The following is a 20,471-nucleotide window of genomic DNA, read 5'->3' on the forward strand; positions in this document are numbered from 1 at the left end:
CTGGAGACGGTGGTGCCGAGCGGCACCACCGTCTCGCGTGTGCAGGGCCGCTGCCGCGGCCCGCGAGACCACCCTTCGACCCGAGGAGTGACTCCCTCCAGCAATGGACGGATCGTCCGGTAGTACCCGCGCCGCCCCCTCCCCGGAGGCGGCGGCATGATCATCTCTCTTCTGCTGCTCTTCGCGGCCTTCCTCCTGATCCTCGCCAACGGCTTCTTCGTGGCCGCCGAGTTCGGTCTCGTGACCGTCGAGCGCGCCGAGGCCGAGCGGGCGGCGGCCGACGGCGACCGGCGTGCCCGCACCGTCGTCACCGCGCTACGCGAGCTGTCCTTCCAGCTCTCCGGCACCCAGCTCGGCATCACGATCACCTCGCTGGTCGTCGGCATGCTCGCCGAGCCCGCGCTCGCCGGGCTGCTGCACGGGCCCCTCACCGCGACCGGACTGCCCGAAGGGGTCGTCTCCGGGATCTCGGTGGTGGTCGGCATGCTGCTCGCCTCCGCCGTCCAGATGGTGGTCGGCGAGCTGGTCCCGAAGAACTGGGCGGTCTCCCGGCCGCTCCAGGTCGCCCGTTTCGTCGCCACCCCGCAGCGCCGCTTCTCGGCGCTGTTCCGGCCGGTGATCTCCCTGCTCAACCGGGTCGCCAACCGGCTGGTACGGCTCCTGGGCGTCGAGCCCACCGAGGAGCTGGACTCGGTCCGCACCCCCGGCGAGCTCGTCTCGCTGGCCCGGCACTCCGCCCAGGCCGGCGCGCTCGAACAGGACACCGCCGACCTCTTCGTACGGACCCTGACCCTCGGCGGTCTCACCGCCGAGCAGGTCATGACCCCGCGCGTGAAGGTGAGCGCCCTCCAGTCGGACGCCACCGCGGCCGACGTCGTCAACCTCACCCGGGCCACCGGCCTCTCGCGCTTCCCGGTCTACCGGGACCGCATCGACGAGATCGTCGGCATGGTCCACCTCAAGGACGCGCTCGCCGTCGCCCCGCACGCGCGCCTGCGCACCCCCGTCGGAAGGATCGCGGTCCCGCCGCTCCTCGTCCCCGAGACGCTGCCCGCCCAGACGCTCCTGGAGCGGCTGCGCCGGGAGCAGCCGATCGCGGTGGTCGTCGACGAGTACGGCGGCACGGCCGGGGTCGTCACCCTGGAGGACATCGTGGAGGAGCTCGTCGGCGAGGTCCGCGACGAGCACGACACCGCCGCCGACGGGCGGCCCGAGCTGGCCGCGGCGCCCGCCGAGGACGGCCGCCCCGCCTGGGAGGCCGACGGCTCCTGCCGGGTCCACACCCTGCGCCGGATAGGCCTCGACGTGCCCGACGGGCCGTACGAGACCGTCGCCGGACTGGTCGCCGACCTCCTCGGGCGCATTCCGGCCCCCGGGGACCGCGCCGAGCTGCCCGGCTGGCGCCTCTCGGTCCGCCAGGTCGACCGCTACCGCGCCGAGCGGGTCCGGATCGTCCGTACGGCGCCCGACCCGAACCCGACCGGGACACCGGCCTCCGGCCCGGACCCGGTGGGGGCACCGGTCCTCGACACGAGTCGGGTGGGGGCGTCGGTCTCCGGCCCGGAGTCGGCCAGGGCCCCGGCCTGCCGGCCGGGCTCGGACGCGGTGGGCGCGGCCCCGGTGCCCGTTCCCGCGGAGGCGGGCCGATGAGCACCCTGCAACTCCTCCTCGCCGTCCTCCTGGTCCTCGCCAACGGCTTCTTCGTCGGGGCCGAGTTCGCCCTCGTCTCCGTCCGGCGCAGTCAGATCGAGCCGCTCGGCGGTGCCAGGGCCAAGCAGGTCCTGCACGGCCTGGAGAACCTGCCGCAGATGATGGCCGCCGCCCAGTTCGGCATCACCGTCTGCTCCCTGACGCTCGGCGCCGTCGCCGAGCCGACCGTCGCCCGGCTCCTCGAGCCGGTCTTCCACTCGGTCGGCGTCCCGGAGGGGCTGATCCATCCGCTCGGCTACGTCATCGCCCTCGCCGCGGTCGTCTTCCTCCACCTCGTCATCGGCGAGATGGTCCCGAAGAACCTGGCGATGGCGGACCCCGAGCGCACCGCCCTCTGGCTCGCCCCCGCCCTCGTCGGCTTCGCCCGGCTCTGCCGGCCGGTCACGGCCGCGCTCGGGGCCTGCGCCCGGCTGGTCCTGCGGGCGTTCAAGGTCGAGCCGAAGGACGAGGTGGAGGCGGTCTTCACCAGCGCCCAGCTCGGCCGTCTCGTGGAGGACGCGGGCCAGGCGGGGCTGCTCGACCCGGCCGAGCAGGAGCGTCTGGAGGACGCCCTCGAACTGGGCAGCCGCCCGGTGACGGACGTCCTCATCGCCCACGGCTCCCTCGTCACGGTCCCGCCGTCGGTCACCCCGCGCGAGATCGAGGAGCTGACCGTGCGGACCGGGTACTCCCGCTTCCCGGTCCGCGCCGAGGGCCGGACGACCTTCATGGGCTTCGTGCACGTGAAGGACGTCCTGGACCTGGAGGAGCGGGAGCGGGCGGTGCCGCAGCGGCTGTGGCGCCCGATGGCGACGCTCCGCGCGGAGCTGCCGCTCGACGACGCCCTCACCGTGATGCGCCGCGCCGCCACCCATCTGGCGCAGGTCGCGGACGGCTCGGGCCGGGTCCTCGGCCTGGTCGCCCTGGAGGACGTCCTGGAGATGCTGGTGGGCGAGGTCCGCGACCCGGCGCACCGCGTCCAGCCGGCCCCGGCGCGCACGGCCCGGTGACCGGGGGAGTCGGCTGACCCGGTGCTCCGGTGCTCCGGTGCTCCGGTGCTCCGGCGCTCCGGGGTCCGCCGACCCCGGGGGTCGGCGCTCCGGGGGTCGGCGGACCCGAGGCCGGGGATCCGCCGACCCGGGCCCGGGGCCCGGTGCCCCCTAGTACCCCGGGGGCTCCTGCTGCGGGCCGCGGTCGACCGGACCGCGGCCCGACAGGACCTCGCCGTACGCCTGCATGAGGTCGGCGAGCCGGAGGGTGGCGAGGTCCTCCCGGTTCGGGGTCCCCGGGTATCCGGAGAGCCGCAGGTCCCGGTAGGCGCAGGACTTCTCGTACAGGGTGCGCAGGAAGCGGCCGTTGCCGAGCTCGTCGATCCAGCCCTGGTCGACGACGTGTCCGCTGATCGAGCGGAGTTCGTCGAGGGCCTCCCCGTCCCAGCAGTCCCCGTTGGCCGCCGCGAGGACCTCGCCGATGGCGGTGAGTTCCAGCGGGCGGTACGAGGGGAAGTCGACGCGGGTGGTGAACCGGGAGGACAGCCCGGGGTTGGTGCTGAGCAGCCGGTCCATGCCCTCGGGGTAGCCGGCCAGGATGACCACGAGGTGGTCGCGGTTGTCCTCGGCCCGCTTCAGGAGCACCTGGAGGGCCTCGTCCCCGTAGGCGTCGCCCTTGCTGTAGCCGGTGTTGGAGAGCGCGTAGGCCTCGTCCACGAACAGCACCCCGCCGACCGCCGAGTCGATCAGCTCATTGGCCTTGACCGCGGTCTGACCCAGGAACTCGCCGACCATGTCGGCCCGTTGGGCCTCCACGAGGTGGTCGCCGCCGAGCAGCCCGAGTGCGTAGAACACCCGGCCGAGGATCCGGGCGACCGTGGTCTTCCCGGTGCCCGAGGGGCCGGAGAAGACGAAGTGCCGCTTGGGAGGCTGGACCGGAAGGCCCTGCCCGGCCCGGAGCCGTGCCATCTCCAGCTGCGCCGAGAGCGCCTTGACCTGGCGCTTGACCGGTTCGAGCCCGACCATGCCCTCCAGTTCGGCGAGCGCCTCCGCGAGGAGCACCGGGTCGGTGGGCCCGGCCGGGAAGCGCTGCCCGGGCAGCGGGGCCTTCTGCCGTACGGTCTCCGGCGGTGTGACGGGGGCGGCCGGCGGCACCGGTTCGGGCGCGAGCCGCAGTCCGTCGCCGAGACCACCCGCCTCGGGCTCGGTGCCCGGCACGGTGTCCACCGCGTCCTGCCCGAGGCCCCCGCCGAGGGTGCCCATCGCGACGGTCGCGAGCCCGGCCGGGTCGTCCACCCCGTCGTAGCCCTCGAAGCCGTCGTACTCGGCGATCGCCGCGAGCCGGGCGGCCGTGTCCATGAACGCGGGATCGATCCGGTGCACGGCCCGGTAGAGGGGCAGCGCGGCGGCGCTGCGCCCGGTGCCCTCGTGGGCGCGGGCGAGCCAGTAGCGCAGCTCCTTGCGCTGCGGCTGCTCGCTGCGGCACCGCATCAGCGAGGCCGACAGGAGCGGCTCGGCCTGGCTGTACATCTCCAGGCGCACCCGGGCCATGCCGCCGAAGAGCCCGGCCTCGATGCCGAGCAGCGGGTCGTCGACGAGGGTCTCGGTGTGCCGGACGAGCTGGTCCCAGTCCTTGACGAGATAGGCGCGGCAGGCGTGCAGGAAACGCACCTGAGGGTCCGTGTCGACCGGGGGGAGACCCGCGAGGGCCCGGTCGAGCTCCGGCACGTGGCGGCCGTCGAGCCAGTGGGAGGCGTGCGCGAGCAGCAGGTCGCGGGGGCTCTCCAGGACCGGCTGCACCCACCAGCCGAGCCAGTACCAGGAGTTGAGGGGGCGGCGGTACCGGTTCCGCTGCTCGCCGAAGCGGTCGCGGTTGCGGTACATGCGCAGCAGCGCGGTCGTGGTGTCGACCCGGAGCGCGTGCAGCCCGAGCCAGGCGTCCGCCATCCCGGGGTCGATCCGTACCGCCGTCCGGAACTCGTCCTCCGCCTGCGGATACGCGCCCATCGTGTAGGCGTCGACTCCGCGCAGCCAGGCGAGCTCGGCCGGGGCCTGTGAGCCCTGCGTGCCGATGTCCATCGGGTCCCCCACAACCGTCATCGCATGGACGGGATTTGACCGCACCTGGGGGCATCGTACCTGCGCAGGGGGTGCGCGATTAAGGAGAAGCGCATGATCCGAAATCGGTGACCCTGGGTGAGCGTCAAGGGGCGTGAAGGGAGTGGAAGGGGGCTCGGAGGGGGCTCCCGAGGGCAGAACGAAGCCCCCGATCACGGGGGAACAACCGGGGGCTTCGTATCCGCGGCGGCTCCGAAAAGCCGCACATTCAGAACGTAAGACCTGTACGGCCCCTCGGTCAAGCGAAGTTGGGGGACTTGCGGAAGCGGACTTCCACCCCCTCAGATCACCGACGGGAAGCCGTCACCGTGCGTGATGATCTGGTGCGCGCCCGCTGTCACGGCCGGCCCGGGAAGCCAGTCGTACCCCTCCCCGCACTCCCGTACCAGGGCGTCGGCGAAGGGCCGGGAGGGGTCCTCGGCGAAATGGCGAGTCTCCGCCACGGTCCAGCCGTCCCAGAAGGAGGCCTGCTCCGGACCGTCCCGCCGACGCCCGCGCGCCCAGGAGTCCTCGGCGGCGCGCTCCATCCACAGCAGCCGCGCCAGGAACGGCCGCACCACCCGCCGGCCGGCGCCGACGCCCTCGACGAGCACCACCGGGGCCGCGGGCAGCACCCGCGCCTCCCCGAAGCGCCGCAGCGCCCAGTCGTACGGGCGGTAGGAGGCGGTCCCGCCCCGGGAGAGCGGCTCCAGGACCCGCTCCCGCAGCCGGCCGGTCCACGCGAAGAGCTCCTCGTGGGTGGCGAGGTCGTCGAGGTGGAGGACCGGGGCGTCGCCGAGGGCGGCGGACAGCCGGGCCGCCAGGGTGGACTTGCCGGAGCCCGCGTGGCCGTCGACCGCCACCAGCCGGACCGGTCCGCAGGAGGGCGGCAGCCGGAGCAGCGCGTGGGCCGCGCGGTCGAGGTCGTTCATGGTCCCAGCGTAGGGGAGCGGGGACCGCCGCAGGTCAGCGAGGCGCCGCCGCCAGTGGTGAAGACCAATATTGGTGCGGCGACGCGAGCCGAAGTGCTGGCGGAGGCCCCACGGGAGCCGGGATAGTGGGCCCGCGCAGCCCGCCCCTCCACCGGTGCCGAGGCCCGTCCGTCCACGCCTCGGCACGCTCGTACGCCCACCGTTCTCGACTGGGGGTCACCGCCCATGACCAGCTCCACCCCACGCAGAACCGTCCTCGCCGCGGCGCTCGCGGCCGCCGCGGGAACGGCCGCCGCCGCTCCCGCCACCGCCGCGGACCCCGCGACCGGCACCGGCCCCGGCAGCACCGCCCCCGACCGCGCGGCCGACGACGCCGAGCGGGGCCACGCCCCCGACGCCGGGCTCGTCGACAACCGCTTCTGGTCCTCGTACACGGACTGGCGGTGCGGTACGACGGCCGGCACGAAGGCGGTCGCCGGTCCCCGGCCCGGCCTGGTCCTCGCCGCGCCCGCCGGGCTCGTCGACTACACCGACCCGCACACCGGCCGCACCTCCGCCTGGGAGTACGCGAGCTGGACCTCGCCCGTCCACACCCCGGCCGTGCCCGCCACCGAGGTCATCGCCTCCTGGAACGCCTCCACCCCGCCCGGCACCTGGCTCCAGGTCGAACTGTCCGGCACGTACTCCGACGCCACCACCACCCCCTGGTACGTGATGGGCCGCTGGGCCTCCGGAGACGGCGACATCCGCCGCACCTCGGTCGACGACCAGACCGACGGCAGGAGCACCGTCTGGACCGACACCTTCGCGATCGACGACGCCGCGAGCGGCCTGCGGCTGCGCTCGTACCGGCTGCGCCTCACCCTCCACCGCGCCCCCGGCACCGACCTCACCCCGACGGTTCGGCGGATCGGCGCCATGGCCTCGGACGTCCCCGACCGCTTCACCGTCCCGGCCACCGAACCGGGCCTCGACCACGAGCTGGACGTCCCGCGCTACTCGCAGAACACCCACGTCGGCCAGTACCCCGAGTACGACAACGGCGGCGAGGCCTGGTGCAGCCCGACCTCCTCGCAGATGATCGTCGAGTACTGGGGCCGCCACCCCTCCGCCGAACAGCTGGCCTGGGTGAACCCGGCCTTCGCCGACCCGCAGGTCTGCCACGCCGCCCGCTTCACCTACGACCACCAGTACCAGGGCTGCGGCAACTGGCCCTTCAACGCCGCCTACGCGGCCACCTACCCCGACATGAACGCCGTGGTCACCCGGCTGCGCTCGCTCACGGAACTGGAATCGCTGGTCCGCGTCGGCATCCCGGCCATAACGTCCCAGTCCTTCCGCAAGGAGGAGCTGACCGGAGCCGGGTACGGCACCTCGGGCCACCTGATGACCGTCATCGGCTTCACGGCGGACGGCGACGTCATCGCCAACGACCCGGCCTCCCCCAGCAACGAGGCCGTCCGCCGGGTCTACCGGCGGCGCGAGTGGGAGAACATCTGGCTCCGCACCAAGCGGTACGACGCGAACGGCAAGGTCAGGAGCGGTACGGGCGGGGTCTGTTACCTCTACTGGCCCACTGAGCCGGCACCGGGTCAGCACCGGGTGTTGCGGTCGCTCGGTCTGCTGTGAGCACGGGGGACCCCCTCGCGCTCCTGCTGTGAGCACGTACGGCCCCGCGGTCGTCCCGGCGGCCCGACCCCGGTCGGGTGAAACCCGCGAACCGCCTGCGCGCGGTGATCATGGGTGCCACAGTGCTGGCCGGCTCCGTGCCCCGCCCGGCCGGGCCGCGGCTCACCGCGACCGCGGCCGTCGGGGTTCCGGCGAGGCCACGTCCGGGGTGCGCGTGGCCCGTGGCCCGGTGTGGCCGGAGGACCTGGCCGTGCCGGACGGGACCGCGCGGCGCGCCCTGATGCGGTGAAAGGCGGCCGATCCCGCGTGGCGCCCGGCCGAGGAGGCGCTCGCGGCGGCCGAGGACGTGCGGGTGATCCTTCCCGACGGCCCGGAGCACGAAGGGCCGCGGGCGTGGCTGGGGGAACGGGACGTCCCGTACCGGGTCAGCCGCTACTGGGAGGAGGCCGGTCAGGTCGGCACGGTCGACGACACGGGCGGCGGCTGTACGGAGCTGGTCGCGGCGGGTCCGGACGGCGTGGCACCCGCCGCCGGGCCACGGGCGGTGGTGGCCCGGGACGCCTTCGCCGCCCAGGGGGACGCGTTGGAGGAGCTGCCGGACGGTGACGGCGACACGTACGTGCCCGTCGACGAGCTGCTGCCGGCGGACCGGGCGGCACGGGCCGCCGGCAGCACCGAGGCGGCCGTCCGCGTCACCCGGCAGGTCACCGGGGACGGCGGCGGCGTTCTCGTCTGCTGCGGCAGCAAGCGCGGGGCACGGTCCACGGCGCTCGCGCCGGCCGCCCACCGGGGCGTGCCCACCGCCGGTGTGGACGCCGACGACGCCGAACTCGTCGAGCGACTGTGCACCGAGGCCGGGGTGCGCCCGCACCACCGGGACCGGCCGTACAAGCGGGAGGCCGAGCAGGCGTTCCGCGCCCGCGAGGCCGAGATCCTGGTGGCCACCTCCACGGTGGCGGCCGGCGTCGACCTCCCCGCCCGCGCGGTCGTCGTCTGCGACACGCCCCTCGGTCTGGACCGCATCGAGGTGTCGATGGCCCATCAGGTGTTCGGGCGAGCCGGGCGCATCGGTGCCGGAGAGCGCGAGGGCTGGGCGTCCCTGCTGAGCGACCCGGCGGAACGGGCGCACTGGCAGGCCCGGTTGGCCGCCGGCCACACCGTACGCTCGCGCCTGGACGATCACCTGGCCGACCACCTCCTCGCCGAGGCGGTGCGGGAACGCGTTCCGACCCTCGACGAGGCGGAGCACTGGTGGGCCGGGAGGCTCGCCGCGCACCAGGGGCACGACGGCGTCGAACCGCTGCACGAGGCGGCACAGTTCCTCGCCCGGTGGGCTGTCTGCGGTCCGTCGCCGACCAGGGCCGTCTCGAGCCCGGCGCGCTGGGCCGGTTGACCAGTCGCTTCATGGTCGACTCCGTGCTCGCCGACGACCTGGCGACGGCTTTGCGGCAGGCCCCGTCGCCCGAAGGCCCGCACATCGCGGAGCAGTTGCTCGCCACCCTGCTCAGCACCCGCCCGCCCGTACTCGAACAGGCGCCGTTCACCGAGCGGGCGAAGGCCGCCCTGCGCCGGGTCCTGCGGGAGACCGGGCAGGCGGACGAGGAGCCGGACGACCCGTGGGGTCCCGGCCCGACGGAGGAACCGGATCCGGAGGGCGACGAACAACGGCCGCGGGCCGGAGACCCGGCCCGCGCGGTCCTGCTGCTCGCGGGCCCCGTCCGCGTCTCTTCCGCGGCCGCCCCTCGTACGTCCTCGGCATCCCCGTGGACTTCATGACCGGCATCCTGGAGGAGGCCCAGCGCTGTCCGGCCTGGCTCGGTGCGTACGCGGCGGTGCGGGCCTGATCGGGCCGTGCGGCCACGGGGCCACGAGCCCCGCGCCCGACGGCGCCCGGGGCGGCGGCCGGCACCGCCCACCCCCTGCGCGGCGGACCCGGGGCACGTGACGGACGTCTCTACCGCGGGGCGGTGCCCGTGGCGCATGGTGGTTCCCATGACCTCCACCACCCACCCCCGCCTCCTCGTCCGCGCCCGGACCGGCGGCCCCGACGACGGCCCCGAGGTCCTGGAGCACGTCCTCGGCTGGACCCTGGTCGTCCTGCTCGCCCTCCTCGTCACCCGGGCGGGCCTCATGTGAGGCCGTCGTGACCGGCGGGCGTCCGCGTGCGTCCTCCCGGCGTCGGCCCGGTCCGGTGACCGTGTGTGCCCCCGGCGTCGGCCCGGCCGGGCAACCGTGTGCATCCTCGGCGTCCGCGTGATCCCCCGGGCCGGAACGGGCATACTCCCCGCGATCTCGGCACTCCGCGCGCGCCCGCGCCCGGCAGGGAGGAGCGTCCGGCCATGACCGACAGCACCGCGGACGGCGTGGAACGCCGACTGCCCACCGACGAGGCGCGGGAACTGCTCTCCCTGGTGCGTGACATCGCCCGGCGGGAGATCGCCCCGCGCGCCGCCGAGGAGGAGGCCACCGGCCGCTTCCCGCGCGAGCTGTTCGCGCTGCTCTCCCGCTCCGGCCTGCTCGGACTGCCGTACGACCCCGAGCACGGCGGGGGCGGTCAGCCGTACGAGGTCTACCTCCAGGCCCTGGAGGAGCTCGCCGCCGCCCGGCTCACCGTCGGGCTCGGGGTGAGCGTCCACACCCTGGCCTGCCACGCGCTCGCGGGCTTCGGCACCGACGACCAGCGGGCCGCGCACCTGCCCGCGATGCTGGGTGGCGGTCTCCTCGGCGCGTACTGCCTCTCCGAACCCTCCGCCGGATCGGACGCGGCGGCGCTGCGGACCCGCGCCGTCCGGGACGGCGGGGACTGGGTCGTCGACGGCACCAAGGCCTGGATCACCCACGGCGGGATCGCGGACTTCTACACGGTCATGGCCCGCACCGGCGGGTCGGGAGCGCGCGGCATCACGGCCTTCCTGGTGCCGGGGGACGCGCCGGGGCTGGGCGCCGCCCCTCCCGAGCGGAAGATGGGCATGAAGGGCTCTCCCACCGCGCAGCTCCACTTCGACGGGGTGCGGATCGCCGACGACCGGCGGCTGGGCGGGGAGGGGCAGGGCTTCGCGATCGCCCTGGACGCCCTGGACTCGGGCCGGCTCGGCATCGCCGCCTGTGCCGTGGGGCTGGCCCAGGCGGCCCTGGACGAGGCCGTCGCGTACGCGCGGGAGCGCCGCCAGTTCGGCCGGCCGATCGCGGACTTCCAGGGGCTCCGCTTCCTGCTCGCCGACATGGCGACCCGGATCGAGGCGGGCCGGGCGCTGTACCTGGAGGCGGCGCGGCTCCGGGACGAGGGGCGGCCCTTCGGCCGGCGCGCGGCGATGGCCAAGCTCTTCTGCACGGACGCCGCCATGCAGGTCACGACGGACGCGGTGCAGGTGCTCGGCGGCTACGGCTACACGGCGGACTTCCCCGTGGAGCGGTACCTGCGCGAGGCGAAGATGCTCCAGATCGTCGAGGGGACCAACCAGATCCAGCGCGTGGTCATCGCCCGCCACCTGGTCGGACCAGAGTCCCGCTGACGCGTACGGTGCGGTCCGCCCAGACCGGTCCGGCGGCGAGCCTGGTCCACTCCTGGTCGCGGTGGCCGGGCAGGGTGCGGCCCTGGCTGGCCCAGAGGGAGAGCACGTCCCGGTAGATGGGCGGGTCGGCGGGGACGGGGGGCTTCACCTGAGGCTGTCCCTGTCCCTGTCCCTGTCCCTGTCCCTGCACCGGAACGGGGGTCGGCGCGGGCACGGGGGCCGGGGCAGCCAGGGGAGGCGGCGCGGGCGTGGGTGCCGGGGCGAGCACCGGGGCCGGCGCGGGAGCCGGTGCCGGCTCCGGCGACGGCGGCTGAGGAACCGATTCTTCACCGCGCGGTTCGGCTTGCCGGTGCCGACCGTAACCGCTGGGAGTGGTGTACAGCGTGGTCATGCCCTGACCAACGCGCCCCGACGGCCGAGGGTCACCGCCGAGCGGATTCGAGCGGCAGTTCGCCCGGTACCCGGTGCACGACTCTGGCCCCCCGAACAGAAACTGACGTACCGTCAGATCCCATTCGCCGCTCAGGAGGACAGCCGTGGACGACGACCGGCCCGTCGCGCTCGACGAATACCCCGTGCACCAGGCACCGCTCTCGATGAAGCACCACGTCAGCGGCGACCGGAACGCCTACGACCGGTGCATCTTCCACGTCTTCGACCACGCGGGCCGGGCCCTGCTCGTCACCGGTCTCGGCGTCTACCCCAACACCGGGGTCGTCGACGCCTACGCCACCCTGCGCACCGGCGACCGGCTGCACGCCGTGCGCGCCTCCGACGCCCTCGGCGACGACCGGACGGACCTCTCCGTCGGCCCGCTGACCATCACCGTCGACGAACCCCTCCGACGCCTCTCCCTGCACTGCGAGGCAGACCCCGACGACCCGGACGGGCTCTCCTTCGACCTCACCTGGACCGGCGACTTCCCCGCCGTCTGGGAACCCCACCACACCCAGCGCCACGGCGGCCGGCTCACCCTCGAAGGCCGCCGCTTCGTCCAGGCCGGGCACTGCGCGGGCACCCTCAGGGCCGGCGGCGAGGAGTTCACCGTCACGGCGGGGGAGTGGACCGGCACCCGCGACCGCAGCTGGGGCGTCCGCCCCCTCCCCGGCGAGGAACCCGGCCGCGCCGCCGAGTTCCGCCCCGAGGGCTTCCACTGGCTCTGGATCCCGATGCGCTTCGAGGACCGCTTCCTCATGGTCATCGCCCAGGAGGACGCCGACGGCTACCGCACCCTCAACGAGGCCCTGCTCGTGCGGAACGGCCACCGCGACACCCAGCTCGGCTGGCCCCGTACCGAGATCACGTACCGCCCCGGCACCCGCCGTCCCGAGCGGGCCACCGTCCACCTCACCGACCCGGCCGGAAAACCCCTGGAGATCGGCGTCGAGATCCTCGCCTCCTCCCCGCTCGCCGTCGGCGCCGGCTACCCGCCCGCCACCGACTGGCAGCACGGGACCTGGCAGGGCCGCGGCTGGACCGACCGCCGCGTCTACGACCTCTCCGACCCCGCCGCCCACCCCGTGGCCGCCTACGGAGTCACCGACCACGCCGCCCGCTTCACCCTCGACGGCCGCACCGGCCACGGCATCTTCGAACACGGCTCCTTCGGCCGACACGACCCCAGCGGCTTCACCGCATAGGGCCTGTCTTCCGGATCGGTCCGGGCTCGCGCCGGGCCCCGCGAGCCCGGCCCGATCCGAAAGACAGGCCCCAGTCCACGAGAGGGAGCGCCCCTTGGCCACCGCCCCGCGTCCCCGCACCACCACCCGCGACCCCGAGGAGCTCGGCCGGCGGCTCGCCGTCTGGCTGGACCGGCACCTGCCCGGCGCCCGGGTCGCCGGCCTCGCCGTCCCCGGCTCCAACGGCATGTCCAGCGAGACCCTGCTCTTCGACCTCGACCACCCGGACGCCCCCGTGCGAGGCTGCGCCCTGCGGCTCGCCGCGGATCCCGCCGCGTACACCGTCTTCCCCGTCTACGACATGGCGCGCCAGTACCGGGTGATGCGCCTCGTCGGCGAGCACACCGACGTCCCCGTGCCGCGCGTGCTCTGGCTGGAGGAGGACCCGGAACCGCTGGGCGCGCCCTTCTTCGTGATGGCCCGCGCCGAGGGCCGCGTCCCGCCGGACGTCATGCCCTACACGTACGAGGGGAACTGGCTGCACGCCGCCACCGACGCCGAACGCGACCTCCTGGAGGCCGGGTCCGTCTCCGTGCTGGCCAGGCTGCACGACCAGTTCCCCGCGAAGGAGGCCGAGTTCCTGCTGCCCGAAGGCGCCGGCAGCCCACTGCGCCGGCACGTGGACGCCCAACGCGCCTACTACGCGTGGGTCGTGGAGGGGCTCGCGCCCTCACCGCTCATCGAGTCGGCCTTCGACCGGCTCGATGAGCTCTGGCCTGCCGACGAGGGCCCCGCCGTCCTCGGCTGGGGCGACGCGCGCATCGGGAACATCGTCTACGACGGATTCACGCCCGCCGCCGTCCTCGACTGGGAGATGGCGGCGTACGTCCCCCGCGAGGTCGACCTCGGCTGGACCGTCTACCTGCACCGCTTCTTCCAGGACCTGACCGTCGGCTCCGGCCGGCCGGGGCTGCCCGACTTCCTGCGGCGCGACGCGGTCGAACGGCGGTACGCGGAACTGACCGGCCACACCCCGCGCGACATGGAGTTCCACACGCTCTACGCGGCGCTGCGGCACGCGATCGTGATGCTCAGGATCGCGTACCGCCAGGCCCACTTCGGCGAGGTCGAGGTGCCCGGTGACCCCGACGGCCTGATCCTGCACCACGCCACGCTCGCGGCGATGGTGCGGGGAAGCTACTGGTAGCCGGCCGGCTCAGGCCGCGCGCCGCATCTGCGGCACCCGGATCGGACGCGAGCCCGGACCGCCGACGTGCGAGAAGGGCTGCGTGCGCCAGTCGAGGCCCTGGGGGAGCGTCAGGAGCAGTGCGGTGTCCTGCTCCTGGACCCCCAGCACGTCGTCGTCGGCGGGGCGGGCGTCCGCGGCCGGGAGGCCCGTGCCCGGGCAGACCGTCAGGACGAAGGGGTTCCACGGCGACGGGCAGAGCGCGTGCTCCGGCAGCGCGTCCTCGTCCGCGAGCAGCGCGATGGGCTGCACGCACTCCGGGCAGACGACCCGGAACATCTCGAAGGTGTCGTACGCGTCGAGCTCGTCGGACGTGTCGACCGATTCAACAGGCTCCTGCATTGGGAATCTCCCCCTTGGCTGGGTCGGCCGGATCCGTACGGCCTCGACCACAGCAAGCACTTCCCATGCGGAACTCCGCATAACCGTGAGGCGGGGCCCCGGGCCGGGCGCAAACCTGTGGCGTTCGTCACATGCCCGTCGCAGGTGCCCCGTGACGGCCCATAGCGCCCCATACGGGCCGCCCCCGACTGTGCCCCCGGCCCCGCGGAGCAATAGGGTCACCGCATGGAGGAGCTGGATCGTCAGATCGTGGAGTTGCTCGTCAAGGACGGGCGCATGAGCTACACCGACCTGGGCAAGGCCACGGGCCTGTCCACGTCGGCGGTGCATCAGCGCGTCCGCAGGCTGGAGCAGCGCGGGGTCATCCGCGGCTACGCCGCCGTCGTCGACCCGGAGGCCGTGGGCCTGCCGCTCACCGCGTTCATCTCGGTCAAACCCTTCGACCCGAGCGCCCCCGACGACACCCCCGACCGGCTCGCCGACATCCCGGAGATCGAGGCCTGCCACAGCGTCGCGGGCGACGAGAACTACATCCTCAAGGTCCGCGTCGCCACCCCGCTGGAGCTGGAGCACCTGCTCACCCGCATCCGCTCCCAGGCCGGGGTCTCCAGCCGCACGACCGTCGTCCTGTCCACGCCGTACGAGGCCAGGCCGCCGCGCATCTGACGCGCCCGGCACCACCGGGGGGACCTGCCGGACGAACCGCGTCCCGGCAGGTCCTAGCCTGGTGCCATGAGTGAGTCCATGCCCCCTGCGTCTCCCGGCGAACACCGCACCGTGCTGCTGCGCGGCGGAGAAGTCCACAGCCCCGCCGACCCCTTCGCCACCGCCATGGTGGTGGAGCGCGGTCACGTCGCCTGGGTGGGCTCGGAGGGCGCGGCCGACGCCTTCGCGTCCGGCGTGGACGAGGTCGTGGACCTGGAGGGCGCGCTCGTCACCCCGGCGTTCGTCGACGCGCACGTGCACACCACCGCCACCGGCTTCGCCCTCACGGGACTCGACCTGTCCTCCGCCGCCTCGCTCGCCGAGGCCGCGGAGCTGATCCGGGCCCACGCCGCCGCCCGGCCCGAGGACCGCATCCTCATCGGCCACGGCTGGGACGCCTCCCGCTGGCCCGAGCGCCGCCCGCCCACCCGCGCCGAGCTCGACGGGCTCACCGGCGGCCGCCCGCTCTACCTGACCCGGATCGACGTCCACTCGGCCGTCGTCACGACCGCCCTCCTCGACCTCGTGCCCGGCATCCGCGACCTGGACGGCTTCCACGACGGGCAGCGCCCGCTCACCGGCGACGCCCACCACGCCGTGCGCGCGGCCGCCTTCGCCGCCGTCTCCCCGCTCCAGCGCACCGAGGCGCAGCGCGCCGCCCGGCTGCGGGCCGCCTCCCTCGGCATCGGCACCCTGCACGAGTGCGGCGGCCCGCAGATCTCCTCCGAGGAGGACTTCACCGGACTCCTGGACCTCGCGCGCGAGGAGGCCGGGCCCCGGGTCGTGGGCTACTGGGCCGACCTCGACGTCGAGCGGGCGAGGGCCCTGGGCGCGCTCGGCGCGGCCGGCGACCTCTTCGCCGACGGCTCCCTCGGCTCCCACACGGCCTGCCTCCACGAGCCGTACGCCGACCACGCCGGGCACCGCGGCTCGGCCCACCTGGACGCGGCCACCATCGCCCTGCACGTCGTCGCCTGCACCGAGGCGGGCCTCCAGGCCGGTTTCCACGCCATCGGGGACGCGGCGGTGGCCGCGGTCGTCGAGGGCGTCAGGGCCGCCGCCGAGAAGCTCGGCCCGGCCCGGATCCGGGCGGCCCGGCACCGCGTCGAGCACGTCGAGATGCTCACCCCCGAGACGATCGCCGCCTTCGCCGAGCTGGGGCTCACCGCCTCCGTCCAGCCCGCCTTCGACGCCCTCTGGGGCGGCGAGGAGGGCATGTACGCCGACCGGCTCGGTGCCGAGCGGGCCCGCACCCTCAACCCGTACGCCGCGCTGCTGCGCGCCGGCGTGCCGCTGGCCTTCGGCTCCGACAGTCCGGTCACCCCGCTCGACCCGTGGGGCACCGTCCGGGCCGCCGCCTTCCACCGGACCCCCGGGCACCGGATCTCCGCCCGGGCCGCCTTCACCGCCCACACCCGGGGCGGCTGGCGGGCCGTGGGCCGGGACGACGCGGGGACGCTGGTCCCCGGCGCCCCCGCCGACTACGCGGTCTGGCGCACCGAGGAACTCGTCGTCCAGGCGCCCGACGACCGGGTCGCCCGCTGGTCCACCGACCCGCGCTCCGGAACGCCCGGTCTGCCCGATCTGTCGCCCGGTGTCGATCTCCCCGTCTGTCTGCGGACGGTGGTGCACGGGCAGACGGTGTTCGTACGGCCGAACGACTGATACGGGGATATTTCGGACCCTCGACGCCGTCCCGTACGCCTGTCCCCGACCTGCGGATTCTCCCCTCCGGCCTGGCCTTTTGGAAGGTTTTCGCAGGTCAAGCCGGTGTTGACAGTCGCCCGCCGGGGGCGGGTAGGTTCACCGCGTCCACCACAGGACGTCCGACCGGACCGCCCCCACGCCGTGGCCGAACGCCGCCCGCGCCTCGGCCGCGAGGGAAGGTCTCTCCGGCGGAAGGTGCGACCCGGGTGGGGCCCGGACGTTCAGTAGACAACGGCTCTCGGTCGACCCGCAGCCAGCGGATCCCAGGTCGGACCGAAGGACGTCGGGCCCCGCACCGCACCTCACCCGCCCCTGTGGCCCCTTCCGTCCGGTCTGTCACCCGGACCACTCGACCCGCCGCGCCGGAGCACGCCGGGGACCTCGCTATGGTGGGGTCCTGCGTATGTATCCGAAGGGGCAGTAGTGAACGACGGTGGCCAGAGGCGTTACGGCCCGCTCGGCAAGGCCTTGGTGATCATTCCGACCTACAACGAGGCGGAGAACATCAAGCCGATCGTCGCGCGGGTGCGGGAAGCCGTACCCGAGGCGCACGTTCTCGTCGCCGACGACAACAGCCCCGACGGCACGGGCAAGTTCGCGGACGAGATCGCCTTCGAGGACGACCACGTGCACGTCCTGCACCGCAAGGGCAAGGAAGGGCTCGGCGCCGCCTACCTCGCCGGCTTCCGGTGGGGCATCGAGCACGGCTACGGCGTCCTCGTCGAGATGGACGCCGACGGCTCCCACCAGCCCGAGGAGCTCCCGCGGCTGCTCACCGCCCTCAAGGGCGCGGACCTGGTCCTCGGCTCCCGCTGGGTGCCGGGCGGCCGGATCGTGAACTGGCCGAAGTCCCGCGAGTTCATCTCCCGGGGCGGCAGCCTCTACTCGCGCGTGATGCTCGACGTGCCGATCCGCGACGTCACCGGCGGCTACCGGGCCTTCCGCAAGGAGACCCTGGAGGGCCTGGGCCTGGAGGACGTGGCCTCGGCGGGCTACTGCTTCCAGGTCGACCTGGCCCGCCGGGCGGTCGCCGCCGGCTTCCACGTGGTCGAGGTCCCGATCACCTTCGTGGAGCGCGAGGTCGGCGACTCGAAGATGAGCCGCAACATCGTCGTCGAGGCGCTGTGGCGGGTCACCGGATGGGGTCTGACGGCGCGCGCGGAGAAGGTCGGCAAGATGCTCGGCCGCAAGCCCTCCTGACGGCCGTACGGCTCCTGCCGCACTGATCCTTCCTTTACGACGTTCCGGCGGGGCGCCAGGCACACTGGGGTCCATGACGACCGGCGCACCGCCTCCCCCCGCCCCCAAGCGCTCCCGCGCGCGTACGTTCCTCCCGCTCGGCGTCGCCGCCTGGCTGGTCCTGGAGATCTGGCTGCTCACGGTGGTGGCGGACGTGGCGGGCGGACCGGCCGTCCTCGCCCTGCTCGTCGGCGGTGCCGTGCTCGGCGCCGCCGTGGTGAAGCGGGCGGGCCGCCGCGCCTTCCGCAACCTCACCTCGACCTTCCAGCAGGCCCAGGCGGCCGCCCGGACCGGCGCGGCGCCCTCGCCCGCCGACCGGGCCGGCGCGGACGACCGCAACGGCTTCCTGATGCTCGGCGGCCTGCTCCTGATGGTCCCCGGTCCGCTCTCGGACGCGGCCGGTCTGCTCCTGCTGATCCCGCAGGTCCGCTCGTTCCTCGGGCGGTACGCGGAGAAGGCCGTCGAGCGCCGGATGGGCGCTGCGTCTCCCGGCAGCCTCCAGGACGCCTTCCAGCAGGCCCGCATCCACCGCCCGGACGGAAAGGTGGTCCAGGGCGAGGTCATCCGCGAGGAGGCGTCCCAGGGCCCCCGTCGGCCCGAGGGGCCCCGTCCGCCGCTGACGCCCTGATCCCAGGCCCGCGCCCCGCTCCTTCGGGGGCGGGGCGCGGGAACGCCGCGGGGCCCGGCACACGATGTGTACCGGGCCCCGCGGCGTAGTGCTCTCGCGGCGGTCCGCTAGGCGGACTTGCGGCTGTCGCGCGGATGCACGGCGATGTTCATGGCGCCGGAGCGCAGGACGGCCAGCCTCTCGGCGAGGACCTCCTCCAGCTCCTCGCGGGTGCGGCGCTCCATGAGCATGTCCCAGTGCGTACGCGCAGGCTTGCCCTTCTTCTCCTCAGGTCCGTCCCCGTCCACCAGGAGTGCCTGGATTCCGCAGACCTTGCACTCCCACTCCGGCGGAATCTCCGCCTCGACCGAGAAGGGCATCTCAAAACGATGTCCCTTCTCGCATGCGTACTCCACCGCCTGGCGCGGGGCCAGATCGATGCCGCGGTCGGTCTCGTAGCTCGTCACCACGAGGCGCGTGCCGCGAAGAGCTCGCTCACTCATGAATCGTGCCTCCCGGGCTTGTCGCCCACAGGACAGGTGTCGCTGTCGTCGTTATCCGGTCAACGTCCGGTCGGCGGTAAAGATTCCCGTGCCGGGTCATGCGTCGCCCGTCGTGCCGCCCCTTGTTGTACCCACCAGTGCCCGTTTTGTCACATCTGACGGCAGATGTGACCCGGTGTCTTCACCAAAGCAGCACGCAGTAACGGTCCGCCTGGCAGGCCAAACGCGTACACTACCGCCCTTTCATCGCCACGTCTAAATACGCTCGGGTATCGGGTTCCCCGCGGCCGCCACCGCACGCCGGACCGGGACCCGGGCGAGCAGCGTGAAGCCGACGGCGAAGAAGATCACCAGGGAGATGATGGCATCCCGGTAGCTTCCGGTCAGCTGATACGCGAGACCGAACACGAGCGGACCCAGCCAGCTGAGCCCCCGGTCGCTCATCTCGTACGCCGAGAAGTACTCCGCCTCCTTGCCGCGCGGCACCAGATGCGAGAACAGCGAGCGCGACAGGGCCTGGCTGCCGCCCAGGACCAGGCCGATCCCGGCCGCCAGGAAGTAGAAGAAGACCGGCGAGCCGGCCGGCAGGAAGTACCCCGCCACCAGGATCAGCGTCCAGACCGCCAGCGAACCCAGAATCGTCCGCTTGGCGCCGTGCGACCGGGCGAGTCGCCCCATCCCGAGGGCGCCCGCCACCGCCAGCACCTGGACGAGCAGGACCGCCGTGATGAGCGTCGTCTGGTCGAGGCCCAGCTCCTCGGAGCCGTAGATCGAGGCCTGCGAGATCACCGTCTGCACGCCGTCGTTGTAGACGAGGTACGCGAGGAGGAAGGAGAGCGTCAGCGGATGCCGGCGCATGTCCTTCAGCGTGGCCCGCAGCTGGCTCCAGCCGCTGCCCACCGCGCCCTCGCCGGACCGCTCGGAACCCTCCGGGCGAGTCCGCCGGTCGCGCAGCCGGCGCAGCGGCACCAGCGTGAAGGCGCCCCACCACAGACCGGCCGAGGCCAGGCAGACGCGGACCGCCTCGCCCTCCGTGAGGCCGAAGGAGTCGTGCCCCGAGTAGAGGACCAGGTTCAGGACGAGGACCAGCGCGCCGGAGGTGTAGCCGAAGGCCCAGCCGCGCGAGGAGACCGCGTCCCGCTCGTCCGGTTCCGCGATCTGCGGCAGATAGGCGTTGTAGAGCACCATCGAGACCGACAGCGAGGCGTTCGCCACGATCAGCAGGAACGTGCCGAGCAGATACCGCTCGCCCGCCAGGAAGAACATCCCCGTCGTCGCCGCCGCCCCCAGGTACGCCGACGCCGCGAGCAGCGGCTTCTTCCGGCCCGTGCGGTCCGCCGCCGCGCCCACCAGCGGCATCGCCAGGATCGCGACCACGAGCGAGGCGGACACGGCGTACGCGAACAGCGAGCCCGCCCGGACCGGGATTCCCAGCGGGTGCACGAAGCCCTCGGCGTCGGCCGCGGCCCGCGCCACCGACGTCAGGTACGGGCCGAGGAAGACGGTGATCACGCTCGTCGAGTACACCGAGCACGCGAAGTCGTAGAAGTACCAGCCGCGCTGCTCGCGCCGTCGTTCGGCGGGACCGGCGGTGTACTCCTCCGGCTCGGTGGTGTCAGCGGTCACGGCCGCGCCCTCCTCGTTCGTCCCCCTGG

Annotated in this window: 19 protein-coding genes; 13 read left to right on the top strand and 6 right to left on the bottom strand. The window is 74.0% G+C overall.

Going from position 1 to position 20,471, the window contains the following annotated elements; translation table 11 throughout:
• The first annotated feature begins 156 nt into the window (after positions 1-156).
• Entirely contained in the window at positions 157-1,650 is a 1,494-nt protein-coding gene (locus tag IE180_RS29395) for a hemolysin family protein (RefSeq protein ID WP_229861002.1), read from the top strand.
• Positions 1,647-2,699 (top strand): hemolysin family protein, encoded by a 1,053-nt coding sequence (locus IE180_RS29400; RefSeq protein WP_190159986.1) that lies wholly within the window; start codon positions 1,647-1,649, stop codon positions 2,697-2,699. The genes IE180_RS29395 and IE180_RS29400 overlap by 4 nt, the downstream gene beginning before the upstream one ends.
• 150 nt (positions 2,700-2,849) lie before the next feature.
• Here the strand turns inward: IE180_RS29400 and IE180_RS29405 are convergent, their stop codons facing one another.
• Both IE180_RS29405 and IE180_RS29410 read right to left on the bottom strand, forming a co-directional pair.
• On the bottom strand, positions 2,850-4,757 hold the full coding sequence (locus IE180_RS29405; RefSeq protein WP_190160033.1) for an AAA family ATPase: 1,908 nt from the start codon (positions 4,755-4,757) through the stop codon (positions 2,850-2,852).
• 320 nt (positions 4,758-5,077) lie between these two features.
• A complete protein-coding gene (locus IE180_RS29410) occupies positions 5,078-5,707 on the bottom strand; it encodes a uridine kinase family protein (protein ID WP_190159987.1) in 630 nt (209 codons plus the stop codon).
• Positions 5,708-5,932: 225 nt separating this feature from the next.
• Here IE180_RS29410 and IE180_RS29415 point away from each other — a divergent pair, with 225 nt between their 5' ends.
• From IE180_RS29415 to IE180_RS29430, 5 genes are all read left to right on the top strand, one after another.
• Positions 5,933-7,336, top strand: coding sequence for a C39 family peptidase (locus IE180_RS29415; protein ID WP_190159988.1), 1,404 nt, complete (start codon positions 5,933-5,935; stop codon positions 7,334-7,336).
• 352 nt (positions 7,337-7,688) lie between these two features.
• Positions 7,689-8,729, top strand: coding sequence for a helicase-related protein (locus tag IE180_RS29420; protein WP_229861003.1), 1,041 nt, complete (start codon positions 7,689-7,691; stop codon positions 8,727-8,729).
• An 11-nt stretch (positions 8,730-8,740) separates the two neighbouring features.
• Entirely contained in the window at positions 8,741-9,112 is a 372-nt protein-coding gene (locus IE180_RS36815) for a hypothetical protein (RefSeq protein ID WP_229861005.1), read from the top strand.
• A 216-nt stretch (positions 9,113-9,328) separates the two neighbouring features.
• A complete protein-coding gene (locus IE180_RS29425; RefSeq protein ID WP_190159989.1) occupies positions 9,329-9,472 on the top strand; it encodes an SCO1431 family membrane protein in 144 nt (47 codons plus the stop codon).
• Between the two features lie 203 nt (positions 9,473-9,675).
• Positions 9,676-10,848, top strand: coding sequence for an acyl-CoA dehydrogenase family protein (locus IE180_RS29430; RefSeq protein WP_190159990.1), 1,173 nt, complete (start codon positions 9,676-9,678; stop codon positions 10,846-10,848).
• Here the strand turns inward: IE180_RS29430 and IE180_RS29435 are convergent.
• Positions 10,811-10,996: a hypothetical protein gene (locus IE180_RS29435; protein ID WP_190159991.1), complete on the bottom strand. Its 186-nt coding sequence runs from the start codon at positions 10,994-10,996 to the stop codon at positions 10,811-10,813. The genes IE180_RS29430 and IE180_RS29435 overlap by 38 nt on opposite strands.
• Before the next feature lie 388 nt (positions 10,997-11,384).
• Here IE180_RS29435 and IE180_RS29440 point away from each other — a divergent pair, with 388 nt between their 5' ends.
• Positions 11,385-12,488 carry an Rv3169 family protein gene (locus IE180_RS29440; protein WP_190159992.1) on the top strand — a complete coding sequence of 368 codons (1,104 nt, stop codon included), beginning with the start codon at positions 11,385-11,387 and terminating at the stop codon, positions 12,486-12,488.
• Positions 12,489-12,582: 94 nt separating this feature from the next.
• Positions 12,583-13,674, top strand: coding sequence for a phosphotransferase family protein (locus IE180_RS29445; protein ID WP_190159993.1), 1,092 nt, complete (start codon positions 12,583-12,585; stop codon positions 13,672-13,674).
• A 9-nt stretch (positions 13,675-13,683) separates the two neighbouring features.
• Here the strand turns inward: IE180_RS29445 and IE180_RS29450 are convergent, their stop codons facing one another.
• Positions 13,684-14,055, bottom strand: coding sequence for a hypothetical protein (locus IE180_RS29450; RefSeq protein WP_190159994.1), 372 nt, complete (start codon positions 14,053-14,055; stop codon positions 13,684-13,686).
• A 225-nt stretch (positions 14,056-14,280) separates the two neighbouring features.
• Here IE180_RS29450 and IE180_RS29455 point away from each other — a divergent pair, with 225 nt between their 5' ends.
• The 4 genes from IE180_RS29455 (at position 14,281) to fxsA (ending at position 18,334) form a co-directional block, all read left to right on the top strand.
• Positions 14,281-14,721 (top strand): Lrp/AsnC family transcriptional regulator, encoded by a 441-nt coding sequence (locus tag IE180_RS29455; protein WP_030691308.1) that lies wholly within the window; start codon positions 14,281-14,283, stop codon positions 14,719-14,721.
• A gap of 66 nt (positions 14,722-14,787) precedes the next feature.
• On the top strand, positions 14,788-16,425 hold the full coding sequence (locus IE180_RS29460; RefSeq protein WP_190159995.1) for an amidohydrolase: 1,638 nt from the start codon (positions 14,788-14,790) through the stop codon (positions 16,423-16,425).
• Positions 16,426-16,890: 465 nt separating this feature from the next.
• Positions 16,891-17,667 carry a polyprenol monophosphomannose synthase gene (locus IE180_RS29465; RefSeq protein WP_190159996.1) on the top strand — a complete coding sequence of 259 codons (777 nt, stop codon included), beginning with the start codon at positions 16,891-16,893 and terminating at the stop codon, positions 17,665-17,667.
• Positions 17,668-17,740: 73 nt separating this feature from the next.
• On the top strand, positions 17,741-18,334 hold the full coding sequence (gene fxsA / locus IE180_RS29470) for an FxsA family membrane protein (RefSeq protein WP_190159997.1): 594 nt from the start codon (positions 17,741-17,743) through the stop codon (positions 18,332-18,334).
• A 107-nt stretch (positions 18,335-18,441) separates the two neighbouring features.
• Here fxsA and IE180_RS29475 read toward each other — a convergent pair whose 3' ends face one another.
• Together IE180_RS29475 and IE180_RS29480 are read right to left on the bottom strand one after the other, a co-directional pair.
• A complete protein-coding gene (locus IE180_RS29475) occupies positions 18,442-18,816 on the bottom strand; it encodes an RNA polymerase-binding protein RbpA (RefSeq protein WP_015032218.1) in 375 nt (124 codons plus the stop codon).
• 255 nt (positions 18,817-19,071) lie between these two features.
• Entirely contained in the window at positions 19,072-20,442 is a 1,371-nt protein-coding gene (locus IE180_RS29480; protein ID WP_190159998.1) for an MFS transporter, read from the bottom strand.
• Positions 20,443-20,471 lie beyond the last annotated feature (29 nt).

Origin of the sequence: Streptomyces litmocidini (assembly GCF_014649755.1) — a bacterium.
In the GTDB taxonomy this organism is placed as follows: Bacteria; Actinomycetota; Actinomycetes; order Streptomycetales; family Streptomycetaceae; genus Streptomyces; species Streptomyces litmocidini.

What these genes read in the sequence shown, in the direction of transcription:
- IE180_RS29395 (WP_229861002.1), top strand. Translation starts at nt 157, where the DNA reads ATGATCATCTCTCTTCTGCTGCTCTTCGCGGCCTTCCTCCTGATCCTC.
- IE180_RS29400 (WP_190159986.1), top strand. Translation starts at nt 1,647, where the DNA reads ATGAGCACCCTGCAACTCCTCCTCGCCGTCCTCCTGGTCCTCGCCAAC.
- IE180_RS29405 (WP_190160033.1), bottom strand. Translation starts at nt 4,757, where the DNA reads ATGGACATCGGCACGCAGGGCTCACAGGCCCCGGCCGAGCTCGCCTGG.
- IE180_RS29410 (WP_190159987.1), bottom strand. Translation starts at nt 5,707, where the DNA reads ATGAACGACCTCGACCGCGCGGCCCACGCGCTGCTCCGGCTGCCGCCC.
- IE180_RS29415 (WP_190159988.1), top strand. Translation starts at nt 5,933, where the DNA reads ATGACCAGCTCCACCCCACGCAGAACCGTCCTCGCCGCGGCGCTCGCG.
- IE180_RS36815 (WP_229861005.1), top strand. Translation starts at nt 8,741, where the DNA reads ATGGTCGACTCCGTGCTCGCCGACGACCTGGCGACGGCTTTGCGGCAG.
- IE180_RS29425 (WP_190159989.1), top strand. Translation starts at nt 9,329, where the DNA reads ATGACCTCCACCACCCACCCCCGCCTCCTCGTCCGCGCCCGGACCGGC.
- IE180_RS29430 (WP_190159990.1), top strand. Translation starts at nt 9,676, where the DNA reads ATGACCGACAGCACCGCGGACGGCGTGGAACGCCGACTGCCCACCGAC.
- IE180_RS29450 (WP_190159994.1), bottom strand. Translation starts at nt 14,055, where the DNA reads ATGCAGGAGCCTGTTGAATCGGTCGACACGTCCGACGAGCTCGACGCG.
- IE180_RS29455 (WP_030691308.1), top strand. Translation starts at nt 14,281, where the DNA reads ATGGAGGAGCTGGATCGTCAGATCGTGGAGTTGCTCGTCAAGGACGGG.
- IE180_RS29460 (WP_190159995.1), top strand. Translation starts at nt 14,788, where the DNA reads ATGAGTGAGTCCATGCCCCCTGCGTCTCCCGGCGAACACCGCACCGTG.
- fxsA (WP_190159997.1), top strand. Translation starts at nt 17,741, where the DNA reads ATGACGACCGGCGCACCGCCTCCCCCCGCCCCCAAGCGCTCCCGCGCG.
- IE180_RS29475 (WP_015032218.1), bottom strand. Translation starts at nt 18,816, where the DNA reads ATGAGTGAGCGAGCTCTTCGCGGCACGCGCCTCGTGGTGACGAGCTAC.